Source organism: Phenylobacterium sp. LjRoot219 (genome assembly GCF_964252995.1).
Taxonomy (GTDB): Bacteria; Pseudomonadota; Alphaproteobacteria; order Caulobacterales; family Caulobacteraceae; genus Phenylobacterium.
This window is the reverse complement of sequence record NZ_CAXUQI020000001.1, coordinates 165,588-178,505: the sequence shown is the minus strand read 5'-3', so window position 1 is coordinate 178,505 and position 12,918 is coordinate 165,588. Positions and strand designations below refer to the sequence as shown.

The window sequence follows — 12,918 nt, the reverse complement described above, 5'->3', positions numbered from 1 at the left end:
CGGCAATTCAGCCCCAGAACGGCGCGATGTCGGCCAACCGGTCCAGCGCCTTGGCGGCCTTGGCGATGTGGCGCTTCTTGTCGGTGGTCTTGCGGCCGACCAGCTCGCCGGCGGCGAAGGCGGCCTCCGGCGTGAGGCCTAGGCTGTTCAACAAGGTCTCGGCGGTGGCGAGGTCGTTCAGGGCGCCGAGCTCGTCCTGCATGGACTTGAGCGCCTTGATGAAGTCGCCGGGGCCCTTGCGGCCGTACAGGCCCTGGAAGCCCTCGGCCGCATAGCGCAACTTCTTGGCGTCGATCCGCACCTGATGGCGGTCCTCGTCGCTCAGCCCGGCCAGGTCGCGGCCGTCCTTCAGCAGCTTGCGACGGCGCTTCTGCAAGGCCTTGGCGGCGAACGGCCGGGCGGGCTCGCCGGCCGGCGGCCGCGACAGCCAGGGGCCGGTGTCGACCCAGCCGGTGACCTCGATCAGGAGGTCGCGGAAGCGGGCCGAGGCGGCGGCCTGGGCGACGTCGGCGGCGGCGTGCTCGCGCGCCGCCTGCACCTCGGCGACCAGCGCCGGCAGCGCCGGCGGGGCGGGATCGAGCTTGGCGGCCGGGAGCAGCGTCTCGTCGGCGAAGACGTCCAGGTTGCGCGCGTCGTCGCAGGCCTTGGCCAGCCAGCGCAGCTCGCTCTTGACCCGCTCGAACGCCTCGTCCTCGACCACCTCGCGGAAGGTCGACAGCGCGCTGCGCAGCGCGCGGGCGCCGACGCGCAGCTGGTGCACCGCCTCGGCGTCGGCGCGCTGGCGCAGCACCTCGGCGTTGGCGGCGATCGACTCCAGCGCGCTGCGGGCGATCGCCTGGAACACCTCGGCGACGGTCGCGTCCTTGCCCAGCGCCACCCGGGCCCGGCGGTGGGCGTGCAGCGGGCAGCCGGCCACCAGCGCCTGGCCGCGCTGCGCCTTGCTGGCGAAGGAAAGGTAGATCGGCGCGGCATGGCTGAGCTCGCGGGCGAGGCCGAACAGCGCCGCCGGATCACCGGACTTGAGCTCGAGCTCGAGCTCGCTGATCGGGCTCACCTCCTTGCCGCCGCGCACCTCGCCCTGATCCAGCGCCATCTCGATCTCGGCGCCGTCGAACCGCACCAGCCGCTGGCGGCGGGTGACCCGCACGTGGAAGGCCGGCTTCAGCGATCCGCGCGCGCGCGCCGGCAACAGATCCGGCAAGGGGCCGAGCGCGGGATCCGGCGCGTCGCTGCTGATCGGCGTCTCGTGCTCCTCGCGCGCCAGGCCGTCGCCGCGCTTCAGCGTCTGGACCCGCTGACCCTTGCTCTCGCGCACCCGCAGCGAGGCCCCGGCCTTCTGCAGGTCGAGGTCCGGGGTGTCGAAATAGACGCTGATCAGCTCGCGACTTTCGTCGTCGCCCGCGGGCGCCGCGGCCAGCACGCGAACCAGATCCTCCGGCGCGCAGAGAAACTTCAGCTCGATTTCCTGAAGCTGCGACATCTTCACGCTCTCCGCCGCGCCAACCACCCCGACCCTTGAGCGTCTGGCGCGCGCCTCGTCAACGAATGTTAAAGCGGCGCCGGCGCGGCGAAGGTTCCGCGGATCGCGCGCCGCGGTTGCCGCGAACGGCGTTGGCGTATAGGTGCGGTGAGAACTTTGTCCGTTACCGCCTAAGGAGCCGGCATGAACGCCCCTGTCCTGCCCGCGACCATGATCGACCCCGCCCAGCCGCGTCACGACTGGACCGTGGAAGAGGTCGAGGCGCTGTTCGAGCTGCCGTTCACCGAGCTCGTCTTCCGCGCCGCCGACGTGCATCGCCGCTGGTTCGACCCGACCGAGGTCCAGCTGTCGCAGCTGCTGTCGGTGAAGACCGGCGGCTGCGCCGAGAACTGCGGCTACTGCAGCCAGTCGGCGCACTTCAAGACCAACACGCCAGCCTCCAAGCTGATGGAAGCCGACGTCGTCATCGCCGCGGCGAAGCAGGCCAAGGAAGGCGGAGCCCAGCGGTTCTGCATGGGCGCGGCCTGGCGCGACATGAAGGATCGCGACATGCCCAAGGTCGCGGCCATGATCTCCGGCGTGAAGGCGCTGGGGCTCGAGACCTGCGCGACGCTCGGCATGCTGAAGCCCGAGCAGGCGAAGGCCCTGAAGGACGCCGGCCTCGACTACTACAACCACAACCTCGACACCGGGCCGGAGTATTACGACAAGGTCGTCACCACCCGGACCTACCAGGACCGCCTCGACACCCTGGAAGCCGTGCGCGACGCCGGCCTTTCGACCTGCTGCGGCGGCATCGTCGGCATGGGCGAGACCCGCCGCGACCGCGCCGGCCTGCTGCAACAGCTGGCGGCGCTGCCGGCGCACCCGGACAGCCTGCCGATCAACGACCTGATGCCGATCCCCGGCACGCCGCTGGGCGGCGCAGCCCCGGTCGACGGGCTGGAGTTCGTGCGGATGATCGCCGTCGCCCGGCTAGTCTGCCCGAAGTCGGTGGTCCGGCTGTCGGCCGGCCGCGAGCACATGTCGCGCGAGCTGCAGGCGCTCTGCTTCCTTGCCGGGGCCAACTCGATCTTCGTCGGCGGCAAGCTGCTGACGACCTCGAACCCGGACCAGGACACCGACGCCGCCCTGCTGGCCGACCTCGGCATGCGGCCGATGACCATGAAGAAGGCGGCGGTTTAAGCCCCCTTCTCCGGTCATCCCCGCGAAAGTGGGGGCCCAGGCTTTTTTTGCGTTCGACTGAGCCTGCGCCCCAACCTGGGTCCCCGCTTTCGCGGGGATGACCGGTGTTTGGGTCAGGCGCTGAGAACGCTTCGGATCGCGCCGGTCAGTTTGGCCAGCTCGGCGTCGGTGACCACGAACGGCGGGGTCAGGTAGACCACCTTGCCCATTGGGCGGATCCAGACGCCCAGTTCGGCGAAGCGCTGCGAGAGCGCGCCGACCGCCACCGGCTTGTCGAATTCGACGACGCCGATCGCACCCTTCACCCGCACGTCGACCACGCCCGGCGCCGTGCGGCACGGCTCCAGCCCCTCGCGCAGGCCGGTCTCGATGCGGGCGACGTCGGCGCGCCAGCTCCCGGTCTCGAAAAGGTCGAGCGAGGCGTTGGCCGCCGCGCAGGCCAGCGGATTGGCCATGTAGGTCGGTCCGTGCATCAGCGCCGCGCCCGGATCGTCCGACCAGAAGGCCTCGAACACCCGGCTCGAGGCGATCGCCGCCGACAGCGGCAGGGTGCCGCCGGTCAGCGCCTTCGACAGGGTGACGATGTCGGGGACCACGCCCGCGCCCTCGCAGGCGAACAGGTCGCCGGTGCGGCCGAAGCCGACGAAGATCTCGTCGAAGATCAGCAGCACGTCGTGCTCGTCGGCGATCCGGCGCAGCCGGCGCAGCACCTCGTCGTCGTGGAACAGCAGGCCGCCGGCGCCCTGGACCCGGGGCTCGACCAGCATGGCGGCGATCTCCTGGCCGTTCTCGGCGAGATAGGCGGCGAGGCCCGCCTCGGCGGCGTCGTCGACCGGCAGGGCGACCACGTGCTGCGCCGGCAGCACGCCGGAGAACAGGCTGTGCATGCCCTCCTCCGGGTCGCAGATGGTCATCGTCGCCAGGGTGTCGCCGTGGTAGCCGCCGAGGAAGGACAGGAACCGCGTCCGCCCCGAGATCCCGCGGTTGATCCAGTACTGCAGCGCCATCTTCATCGCGATCTCCACCGAGACCGAACCGGACTCGGCGAAGAAAACGTGGTCGAGGTCGCCGGGCAGCAAAGCCGCCAGCCGGCTAGCCAGCCGGTAGGCCGGTTCGTGCGCCAGGCCGCCGAACATCACGTGCGGCGCGCGCGCCAGCTGCGTCTCCACCGCCGCGCGGATGTGCGGGTGATTGTAGCCGTGGCAGGCGGTCCACCAGGAGGCGATCCCGTCGACCAGCTCGCGGCCGTCCTCGAGGATCAGCCTGGAGCCCTCGGTGCGCGCCACCGGCAGTGGCGCGGGCGCGGTCTTCATCTGGCAATAGGGGCGCCAGACATGGCGCGCGCCCTTCGTCAGCCAATCGGGGACGCCAGAGACGGGCGAGGACATGACGCGGGCTCCGTTCACGTTTCGGCGGCGGGTCTTTCGCATGTAGGAAAGGTGGGGCATAGCGCCCGTGTGACCGACACCCTCACCGCCTTCGCGCAGGGCAAGCTCGACCAACTCTCGGCGGCCAGCCTGCTGCGCACCATCAAGCCGACGCACCGGATGGACGGGGTGGTCGTCGAACGCGACGGCCGCCAGTTCATCTCCTTCTCCTGCAACGACTATCTCGGGCTGTCGCACCACCCGGAGGTCAAGGCCGCGGCGATCCGCGCGATCGAGACCTACGGCGCCGGCGCCGGGGCCTCGCGGCTGGTGACCGGCGACCATCCGCTGTTCGCCGAGCTGGAGGCCCGGCTGGCCGCGCTGAAGGGCGCCGAGGCGGCCTGCATCTTCGGCTCGGGCTACCTGGCGAACGTCGGCCTGATCCCGACCTTCGCCGGGCCGAACGACCTGGTGGTCGTCGACGAGCTGGCCCACGCCTGCATCTGGACCGGGGCGAAGCTGTCGGGCGCGCAGATCGTCAGCTTCCGGCACAACGACGTCGCTGACCTCGCGGCCAAGCTGGCCGAGCATCGCGCCGGCGCGCCCAAGGCGCTGGTCGCCACCGACGGCGTCTTCTCGATGGACGGCGACATCGCCCCGCTGGGCGAGATCAGCCGGGTCTGTCAGGCGTACGACGCCTGGCTGATGGTCGACGACGCCCACGGCCTGGGCGTGGTCGGCGACGGCAGCGGCACGGCCAAGCTGTTCCCCGAGGCCCGCGTCGACCTGCAAATGGGCACGCTGTCGAAGGCGATCGGCGGCTACGGCGCCTACGTCTGCGCGACCAGGCCGGTGATCGACTTCATCAAGACCCGCACCCGCACGGTGATCTACACCACCGGCCTGCCGCCGGCGAACGCCGCCGCCGCGCTGGCCGCGCTGGACGTCATCGCCCGCGAGCCGGAGCGGGTCTCCGCGCCGATCGCGCGCGCGCGCCGGCTGACCACCGCGCTGAACCTGCCGCCGGCTGAGAGCGCCGTAGTGCCGATCGTACTCGGCGAGGCGGACCTGGCGCTGGCCGCCGCCCGCGACCTGGAGGCCAAGGGGCTGCTGGCCGTCGCCATCCGACCGCCGACGGTGCCGGCCGGCACCGCGCGCCTGCGGCTCGCCTTCTCCTCCGAACACACCGAGGCGCACGTCGACCAGCTGATCGAGGCCGTGCGCCCGTGGCTGAACCGCTGACCGCGCCCGCCCTCTACGTCGCCGGGGCCCACACCGACGTCGGCAAGACCCAGGTCGCCTGCGCCCTGCTGCGCGCCGCTCGCGGCCGGGGGATGGCCTGCGACGCCTTCAAGCCGGTGCTGAGCGGCTTCGAGCCGGCGCGCTGGGCCGAGAGCGACGCCGGCCGGCTGCTGGACGCGCTCGGCCGCTGCGAAGCCGATCTCGACGCCGTCTCGCCGCTGCGCTTCGCCGCCCCCCTCGCTCCGCCGATGGCCGCTCGCCAGCAAGGGGCGCGGCTGGAGCTGGCCGACATCCTCGGACGCTGCCGCGCCTGGCTGGAGACCAGCTCGGCGGCGCTGAAGCTGCTCGAAGGCGCCGGCGGGCTGATGTCGCCGATCGCCGAGGACGGCACGGCGCTGGACCTGCCCGAACAGCTCGCCCTGCCGTCGATCCTGGTCGGCGGCGGCTATCTCGGCGCGGTCAGCCACCTGCTGACGGCGCTGGAGGTGCTCCGGGCGCGCGGCCTGCCGGTGCTGGCGCTGGTCGTCAGCGAGGACGCCAGCCCCGACGCTCCGGCCTTCGCCGAGACGCTGGAGATGGTCCGCACCTTCGCCGGCGCGGTCCCGGTGGTCGCCGCGGTCCGCGCGCACGAAGCCTGGGCGGAAGAGCTGCTGGATCTGCTGCGGGCGTAGATGCTCCCCCTCAGGGGGAGCTGTCGGCGGAGCCGACTGAGGGGGTTTCCGCTCAGACGCTGCTGAAGCCGAACACCGACCTTCTGAGTGGAAAACCCCCTCCGGCCCTCCGGGCCACCTCCCCCTGAGGGGGAGATCTGGGCTGCGCGCTTCATTGCACCGCCCCGTCCCCGCCCCTACCTTCACCGCAACGAAGGGGAACGCGTGCAGCCGATCATCACCATCGAGGGCCTGTCCAAGACCTATGCCGGCGGGTTCCAGGCGCTGAAGGGCGTCGACCTGGAGATCCGCCAGGGCGAGATCTTCGCGTTGCTCGGCCCGAACGGCGCCGGCAAGACGACGCTGATCGGCATCGTCTGCGGCCTGGTGCGGCCGACGTCCGGCCGGGTCGTCGCCGACGGCCATGACATCAAGAAGGACTTCCGCGCCGCCCGCGCGACGATCGGCCTGGTGCCGCAGGAGCTGGCGACCGACGCCTTCGAGACGGTCTGGGCGACCGTCTCCTTCTCCCGCGGGCTGTTCGGCAAGCCGGCCAACCCGGCGCACATCGAGAAGGTGCTGAAGGACCTGTCGCTGTGGGACAAGAAGGACGCTCAGCTGCGCGCCCTGTCCGGCGGCATGAAGCGCCGGGTGATGATCGCCAAGGCGCTGAGCCACGAGCCGCGCATCCTGTTCCTCGACGAGCCGACCGCCGGCGTCGACGTCGAGCTGCGCCGCGACATGTGGGAGATGGTCCGCAAGCTGCGCGAGAGCGGCGTCACCATCATCCTGACGACCCACTACATCGAAGAAGCCGAGGAGATGGCCGACCGCATTGGCGTGATCTCCCGGGGCGAGCTGATCCTGGTCGAGGAGAAGACCGCCCTGATGCGCAAGCTCGGCAAGAAGCAGCTCACCCTGCACCTGCAGGAGCCGCTGACGGCGATCCCCGACGGGCTCGACGGCCACCAGCTGGCGCTGGCCGACGGCGGCAACGAGCTGGTCTTCACCTTCGACGCCCAGGCCGAGCACACCGGCATCGCCGAGCTGCTGCGCGCGCTCTCCCAGCGCGGCGTCGACTTCAAGGACCTGCAGACCAGCCAGAGCTCGCTGGAGGAGATCTTCGTCAGCCTGGTAAGGAGCCGCGCATGAACCTGCACGCCGTCGCGGCCATCTATAAATTCGAGATGGCGCGGACCTTCCGCACCCTGGTGCAGTCGATCGCCGCCCCGGTGCTGACCACCTCGCTGTATTTCATCGTCTTCGGCGCGGCGATCGGCAGCCGCATGCCGAGCCTCGACGGGGTCTCCTACGGCGCCTTCATCGTGCCCGGGCTGATCATGCTGTCGATCCTGACCGAGAGCATCTCGAACGGCTCGTTCGGCATCTACATGCCGAAGTTCTCCGGCACGATCTACGAGGTGCTGTCGGCGCCGATCTCCGGGGCGGAGATCCTCGCCGGCTACGTCGGGGCTGCGGCCAGCAAGTCGGTAATGCTGGGGCTGATCATCCTGCTCACCGCGCGGATCTTCGTGCCGTACGAGATCCAGCATCCGGTGTGGATGGCCGCCTTCCTGGTCCTGACCTCGGTGACCTTCAGCCTGTTCGGCTTCATCAGCGGCGTCTGGGCCGACGGCTGGGAGAAGCTGTCGATCATCCCGATGCTGGTGATCACCCCGCTGGCCTTCCTCGGCGGCAGCTTCTACTCGATCCGCATGCTGCCGGAGCCCTGGCAGACGGTCGCCCTGTTCAATCCGGTGGTCTATCTGGTCAGCGGCTTCCGCTGGGCCTTCTTCGGGACCTCCGACGTCGGCGTCGGCGTCAGCCTGGCGGCCACCGCCGGCTTCCTGATCCTCTGCCTGGCGATCGCCGGGCGGATCTTCGCCACTGGCTGGAAGCTCAGGACCTAGCCGCGCGGCTTGCGCTTCAGCGCCACATAGAGCGCGCCGGCGCCGCCGTGGCGGCGGTGCGCCTCGGAGATGCCGGCGACCATCGGCGCAAGATGCGGCGCCGCCAGCCACTCGGGCGCGCGGCGGCGCAGGATCCCGTCGCCCTGCACGCCCTTGCCGGTGATCACCAGCACGGCCCGGTAGCCGTCGTCCCAGGCCCGGCGCAGGAAGCCTTCCAGGGCGGCGCGGGCGCGGTCCTGGTCGTAGCCGTGCAGATCGAGCCGGGCGGGGATCGGGTCGCGCTCGCGGGCGATGCGGTGATGGCGGTTGGGCTCGATCTCGTCGACGCCGCCGCGGACCCGCGGCGGCTTCGGCCGCAACGGCGCAGGCGGCGGAATACGGGCCGGGGTCTCGGTGGCGATCGCCTCAGCCGAGGGCGGCGGCGCGGCGACGACCCGGCCGGGCAGTGGGTGGACGGTGCCGGCGACGACGCTCCAGACCTTCAGCTCCTCCGGCTTCAACGGCCGTTTCACGGCAGCGCGTCCCGCGGCTGCAGGCGATAGAGCCGCAGCGTGTGGCGGACGCGGCCCGCCTCCTTGCCGGCCGCGGCGCCTTCACCGAGGTAGAGGTCGGCGCGCACCGGCCCCTGGATCGCGCCGCCGGTGTCGAGCGCCACCGCCAGCCGGCGGTAGGCCGGGAAGGCGCCCTTCAGCAGCGGGGCCTCGGCGTCGACCCATAGCACCTCGCCCATCGGATGGTGGGCGCGGTCGATCGCCACCGCCCGGCCCGCCGGCAGCGGGATGTTGGCGGCGCCGACCGGCGGCCGGCCGTCGTCGGGCGCGAGCCGGAAGAAGGCGTAGCGCGGATTGAGCTGCATCAACGCCTGGGCCTCGGGGCCGCGGTTGGCCGCCAGCCAGCCGTGAATCGCCTCGCCGGAGGTGTCGCCGGCGGCCAGCAGGCCGCGGTCGCGCATGACGTTGGCGATGCCGACGAAGGGGCGGCCGTTATTGGCGGCGTAGAGCGCCTTCATCCGCCGGCCGTCCTCGAAAACCAGCGCCCCGGAGCCCTGGATCTGCAGGAAGAACAGGTCCTCGGGCCGCAGCCAGGCCAGGGCGTCGTCCGGCGCCGCGGCCTCGATGTTGCTGCGGTCCGGATAGGGCAGAAGCGGGCCCGAGCCGGGATCGAAGGCCGCGCTCGCCCGGCCGGCCTGGGCCGGATCGAACAGGCCGGCGTCGACCACCTTCAGGTTCGCCGGCTTCGGCCGCAGCGGCGCGCTGAATTCGCCGTCGGGCGCGCGGCGCGCCTCATAGACCGGCGCGTAATAGGCGGTCAGCACGCCCTGGCCGTCCATCGTCTCGGCGACGAACTCGGTCTCGAAGAAGGCCCGCGCGGCCGGCGCGGCGAGCGGCCCCGCCGCCCGGGCGCGGGCGCAGACGCGCGCCAGCGCGGCGTCCTTGGCGGCGCCGCAGGTCGCCCGGAAGGCGGCGAAGGCGCTGGCGTGGTCGTCGGCCACCCAGCCCGGCAGCGCCGACAGCGGCAGGATCCGCTCGGCCGGCTGGAGCGGCGGCGGCAGGGGAACGGGCGAAGGCCCCGGGGGCGGGGCGGTCGGCGTCGTGGCGCAGGCGGCGAGGCTCAGGGCGGCGAGCGCAGCCGCAACCAGACGCAGATTCACGGGATATCAGGCCTCTGCGGCGTCGACGTGGACCAGCGTCCAGTTGGGATCGCGGCTCTTGAGATTGCGCTCGAAGGTCCACAGCTCGGCGGTGCGACGGTCGTCGACCGCCTCGCCTTCCGGCCCCTTCGAACGGCTGCGGAACTCGGCCAGGAAGCGCACGGTCAGGCGCGCCAGATCGCCGGCGCCGACGACCTCGGCCTTCTCCAGGTCCGCCCGCGGCGCGTGCAGGAACTCCACGCTCTCGGTGCGGCCCTCGGTCTCGCGGGCGGCGATGGCGCTGTCGAAGCTGGCCATCACGGTCGGCGCGAGCAGGTTGCGCAGCGTCGGACGATCGCCGGCGGCGAACGCCTTGACGGTCATCTCGTAAGCGCTGCGCGCGCCGCCCAGGAAGCGGCCGACGTCGAACGACGGATCGCGAGCGCGCACGGCGGCCAGGCCGGTCAGGCTGACACCCTCCTCGGCCGCCTCGAGCGGACGGTCGGCCGGCCGCACCACGGGGCCTGCAGGCTCGGCGGCGGCGGGTTGGTCTTCGGGCTGTCGGCCCACGCGCCGTCCCAGCACCGAATAGAGCTGGTAGAGCACGATGGCCGCGAGGCCGGCGAAGATGATCAGCTCAAGCAGTTGCAACGATGTCTCTTCGGGTCAGTGAACGGGACCTCAATAGCCCTATATAGGACAGCGGAACGCCGCCGTCAGGGGCGGCGTTGCATCGACCTGGGCGCCATGTTAGCCCGCCGAGCAGACTGATGCGTAAACGCCGCATCTTCAGCACGGACTTAAAGCCAAACTATGACCGATATTGACGCCGGCGCGGGCATCCCGGAACAGGCCCCTGAAGGCCCCGGCATCCGCATCCTCGCCCAGTTCGTGCGCGACTTCTCATTCGAGAACCCGCGGGCTCCCGACGCCTTGCGCGCCGCCAACGCCGCCCAGCCGCAAATCGACCTGGGCGTCGAGATGAACGCCCGTGGCCGGGAGGACGGCCTGTTCGAGGTGGACTTGAAGCTCTCTGCGCGTGCCGCGCGCGACGACGGCCCGCTGTTTGTCGTCGAGCTGCTCTACGGCGGGGTCTTCCAGATCGCCGGCGTCGCGGCCGAGGACGTCGAGCCGGTGCTGCTGATCGAGTGCCCGCGCTACCTGTTCCCGTTCGCCCGCCGGATCATCGCCGACATCACGGCGGAAGGCGGCTTCCCGCCGTTCCTGCTCGACCCGATCGACTTCGCCGGCGTCTACGCCGCGCGCAAGGAGCAGGCCCAGCAGATCGGTCACGCCTAAAACGGCGAACAAGTTACCGTCATCGTCCGGCCAAATCGGGCGATGACGGCGCAAATGTCGCGGGCGCAGCTCGCCCGAGCTTCAATCCTCGGCGCGGATGCGGACGATCGCGTCGCGCGCCGCCTGGGTGTGGCGAGGCTTGAGATTGCGGCCGACCAGGCTGATCAGGGCCGCGAACACCGCCGCATCGTCGGTGTAGCCGATCGCCGGAATAATGTCGGGCAGGGCGTCGGACGGCAGCACGAAATAGGCCAGCGCCGCCAGCATCATCCCCTTGGCCGCCGACGGCGTCTCGTCGTCCTTGGCGCAGTACCAGACCGCCAGCGCGTCGGCCGCGAACGGCACCCGCGCGCAGGCCCGGCGGATCTTCGGCCAGAAGCCGCGCGCGACCCGTTGCTCGTTCAGCCGCACCACCGCGGGCGCCAGGGCGCGCGACGGATCGATCGGCTGGCGCGGATCGAACGCGGCGTCGGTGCGGTCGGAGGGGGCGTGGTCGGCGGCGCTCATGAGCTTAAGTGTAAGAATTTCCTGAGGATCATAGCGGCAAGCCGCCCTCCCCGTCCATGCGGCGTCAACGACGGCGGCCGCCGCTTGCGCCCGCCAGCCCGCCGAGCAGCCCGCGCATCAGCTGCCGGCCGACCTGGGTGCCGATGCTGCGCAGCATCGATTTGGCGAAAGCGTCGACCATCTCCTCGCCCTGCCCGCCGCGCGCGCGAGACTGGGCGCGGGGCGCGGGCGACGCAGACGCCGGGGGAGGCGCCGGCGCGGCCTTCTGGTCGGCGCGCTGCCTAAGCACTTCGAAGGCGGACTCGCGATCCTGCAGCTGGTCGTAGACGCCGCGCAGCGGGCTCTGCGCGATCAGCTGGCGGCGCTCGTCGGCGGTGAGCGGGCCGATCCGCGAGTTGGGCGGGCGGACGCTGGTCTTCTCGACCACGGTGGGCGCGCCCTTCTCATCGAGCACCGAGACCAGCGCTTCGCCGACGCCGAGGTGCTGGATCGCTTCGGCGGTGTCGAGCTTCGGATTGACCCGGAAGCTGGCGGCCGCGGCCTTCAGCCCCCGCTGGTCGGCCGGGGTGTAGGCGCGCAGGCCGTGCTGCACGCGGTTGCCGAGCTGGCCCAGCACCGTCTCCGGCACATCGGCCGGGTTCTGGGTGACGAAATAGACGCCGACCCCCTTGGAGCGGATCAGCCGGACCACCTGCTCGACCTTCTCCAGCAGCGCCTTGGGGGCGTCGTTGAACAGCAGGTGGGCCTCGTCGAAGAAGAACACCAGCCGCGGCTTCTCCGGGTCGCCGATCTCCGGCAGCTGCTCGAACAGCTCGCTCATCAGCCAGAGCAGGAAGGTGGCGTACAGCTGCGGCGAGCCGATCAGCCGGTCGGCGGCCAGCAGGTTGACGTAGCCGCGGCCCGCGCCGTCGGTGCGCATCAGGTCGCTGAGGTCGAGCGCCGGCTCGCCGAACAGGTTGGCCCCGCCCTGGTTCTCGAGCACCAGCAGCTTGCGCTGCACGGCCCCGACCGTCGCCGCCGCGACATTGCCGTAGCGGGCGCTGAGCGCGCGGGCGTTGTCGGCAGCGTAATTCAAGGCCGCCTGCAGGTCCTTGAGGTCGAGCAGCAGCAGGCCTTCCTCGTCGGCGGCGCGGAAGACGACGTTCAGCACGCCTTCCTGAACGTCGTTCAGCTCCAGCAGCCGGGAGAGCAGCAGCGGCCCCATCTCCGAGACCGTGGCGCGGATCGGATGGCCCTGCTGGCCGAACAGGTCCCAGAAGATCACCGGCGCCGCGGACGGGGCCAAGGTCACCCCCAGCTGCTGGGCCCGCGCCAGCAGCTTGTCGTTCGGCTGAGCGGCGGCGGCGACGCCCGACAGGTCGCCCTTCACGTCGGCGGCGAACACCGGCACCCCGGCGTCGGCGAAGCCCTGGGCCAGCACCTGCAAGGTCACCGTCTTGCCGGTGCCGGTCGCCCCGGCGACCAGGCCGTGGCGGTTGGCCCGGTCGAGCCGGAGGTACTGCGGTTGGTCGGCAACGCCGATCAGAACGCCGTCGTCAGCCACTAGCGGCTCCTTTTTCAGGAAATGGGTCGCACAAGCGGAACGCCTCATTGTGTCAAACGCTCGCGCTTTCCGCACAAGGGCGAGTTGACGCCCGCCGCCCCCGCG

Annotated in this window: 13 protein-coding genes; 6 read left to right on the top strand and 7 right to left on the bottom strand. The window is 71.4% G+C overall.

Going from position 1 to position 12,918, the window contains the following annotated elements:
• Window positions 1-7 precede the first annotated feature (7 nt).
• Window positions 8-1,480, bottom strand: coding sequence for a CHAD domain-containing protein (locus ACSQ14_RS00835; RefSeq protein WP_436008768.1), 1,473 nt, complete (start codon window positions 1,478-1,480; stop codon window positions 8-10).
• A 210-nt stretch (window positions 1,481-1,690) separates the two neighbouring features.
• Between ACSQ14_RS00835 and bioB the strand changes: the two genes are divergently transcribed.
• A complete protein-coding gene (gene bioB, locus ACSQ14_RS00830) occupies window positions 1,691-2,665 on the top strand; it encodes a biotin synthase BioB (RefSeq protein WP_436015313.1) in 975 nt (324 codons plus the stop codon).
• A 113-nt stretch (window positions 2,666-2,778) separates the two neighbouring features.
• Here bioB and ACSQ14_RS00825 read toward each other — a convergent pair whose 3' ends face one another.
• On the bottom strand, window positions 2,779-4,053 hold the full coding sequence (locus ACSQ14_RS00825; RefSeq protein WP_436008766.1) for an adenosylmethionine--8-amino-7-oxononanoate transaminase: 1,275 nt from the start codon (window positions 4,051-4,053) through the stop codon (window positions 2,779-2,781).
• A gap of 69 nt (window positions 4,054-4,122) precedes the next feature.
• On the opposite strand from ACSQ14_RS00825, the gene bioF reads away from it, so the two are divergent.
• The 4 genes from bioF to ACSQ14_RS00805 all read left to right on the top strand — a co-directional run bounded on the left by bioF (window position 4,123) and on the right by ACSQ14_RS00805 (window position 7,834).
• On the top strand, window positions 4,123-5,274 hold the full coding sequence (gene bioF, locus ACSQ14_RS00820) for an 8-amino-7-oxononanoate synthase (RefSeq protein ID WP_436008764.1): 1,152 nt from the start codon (window positions 4,123-4,125) through the stop codon (window positions 5,272-5,274).
• Entirely contained in the window at window positions 5,259-5,945 is a 687-nt protein-coding gene (bioD, locus tag ACSQ14_RS00815) for a dethiobiotin synthase (protein WP_436008763.1), read from the top strand. Before bioF ends, bioD begins: the two co-directional genes overlap by 16 nt.
• Before the next feature lie 153 nt (window positions 5,946-6,098).
• Entirely contained in the window at window positions 6,099-7,076 is a 978-nt protein-coding gene (locus ACSQ14_RS00810; protein ID WP_436015311.1) for an ABC transporter ATP-binding protein, read from the top strand.
• Complete coding sequence (locus tag ACSQ14_RS00805; protein WP_436008761.1) at window positions 7,073-7,834, top strand: ABC transporter permease; 762 nt, start codon at window positions 7,073-7,075, stop codon at window positions 7,832-7,834. The genes ACSQ14_RS00810 and ACSQ14_RS00805 overlap by 4 nt, the downstream gene beginning before the upstream one ends.
• Here the strand turns inward: ACSQ14_RS00805 and ACSQ14_RS00800 are convergent.
• From ACSQ14_RS00800 to timA, 3 genes are read right to left on the bottom strand one after another with little or no spacing between them, the layout of a single operon-like run.
• Window positions 7,831-8,346: a Smr/MutS family protein gene (locus ACSQ14_RS00800; RefSeq protein ID WP_436008759.1), complete on the bottom strand. Its 516-nt coding sequence runs from the start codon at window positions 8,344-8,346 to the stop codon at window positions 7,831-7,833. The genes ACSQ14_RS00805 and ACSQ14_RS00800 overlap by 4 nt on opposite strands.
• Window positions 8,343-9,485 carry an MltA domain-containing protein gene (locus ACSQ14_RS00795; RefSeq protein WP_436008757.1) on the bottom strand — a complete coding sequence of 381 codons (1,143 nt, stop codon included), beginning with the start codon at window positions 9,483-9,485 and terminating at the stop codon, window positions 8,343-8,345. Before ACSQ14_RS00795 ends, ACSQ14_RS00800 begins: the two co-directional genes overlap by 4 nt.
• Before the next feature lie 6 nt (window positions 9,486-9,491).
• Window positions 9,492-10,109, bottom strand: coding sequence for a TIM44-related membrane protein TimA (timA, locus tag ACSQ14_RS00790; protein ID WP_436015309.1), 618 nt, complete (start codon window positions 10,107-10,109; stop codon window positions 9,492-9,494).
• Between the two features lie 168 nt (window positions 10,110-10,277).
• On the opposite strand from timA, the gene secB reads away from it, so the two are divergent.
• Window positions 10,278-10,763: a protein-export chaperone SecB gene (secB, locus tag ACSQ14_RS00785; protein ID WP_436008756.1), complete on the top strand. Its 486-nt coding sequence runs from the start codon at window positions 10,278-10,280 to the stop codon at window positions 10,761-10,763.
• 81 nt (window positions 10,764-10,844) lie between these two features.
• Here secB and ACSQ14_RS00780 read toward each other — a convergent pair whose 3' ends face one another.
• Together ACSQ14_RS00780 and ACSQ14_RS00775 are read right to left on the bottom strand one after the other, a co-directional pair.
• On the bottom strand, window positions 10,845-11,270 hold the full coding sequence (locus tag ACSQ14_RS00780; RefSeq protein ID WP_436008754.1) for a YkvA family protein: 426 nt from the start codon (window positions 11,268-11,270) through the stop codon (window positions 10,845-10,847).
• Window positions 11,271-11,334: 64 nt separating this feature from the next.
• Complete coding sequence (locus tag ACSQ14_RS00775) at window positions 11,335-12,861, bottom strand: helicase HerA-like domain-containing protein (RefSeq protein WP_436008752.1); 1,527 nt, start codon at window positions 12,859-12,861, stop codon at window positions 11,335-11,337.
• Window positions 12,862-12,918 lie beyond the last annotated feature (57 nt).

What these genes read in the sequence shown, in the direction of transcription:
- ACSQ14_RS00835 (WP_436008768.1), bottom strand. Translation starts at nt 1,480, where the DNA reads ATGTCGCAGCTTCAGGAAATCGAGCTGAAGTTTCTCTGCGCGCCGGAG.
- bioB (WP_436015313.1), top strand. Translation starts at nt 1,691, where the DNA reads ATGATCGACCCCGCCCAGCCGCGTCACGACTGGACCGTGGAAGAGGTC.
- ACSQ14_RS00825 (WP_436008766.1), bottom strand. Translation starts at nt 4,053, where the DNA reads ATGTCCTCGCCCGTCTCTGGCGTCCCCGATTGGCTGACGAAGGGCGCG.
- ACSQ14_RS00805 (WP_436008761.1), top strand. Translation starts at nt 7,073, where the DNA reads ATGAACCTGCACGCCGTCGCGGCCATCTATAAATTCGAGATGGCGCGG.
- secB (WP_436008756.1), top strand. Translation starts at nt 10,278, where the DNA reads ATGACCGATATTGACGCCGGCGCGGGCATCCCGGAACAGGCCCCTGAA.
- ACSQ14_RS00780 (WP_436008754.1), bottom strand. Translation starts at nt 11,270, where the DNA reads ATGAGCGCCGCCGACCACGCCCCCTCCGACCGCACCGACGCCGCGTTC.
- ACSQ14_RS00775 (WP_436008752.1), bottom strand. Translation starts at nt 12,861, where the DNA reads ATGAGGCGTTCCGCTTGTGCGACCCATTTCCTGAAAAAGGAGCCGCTA.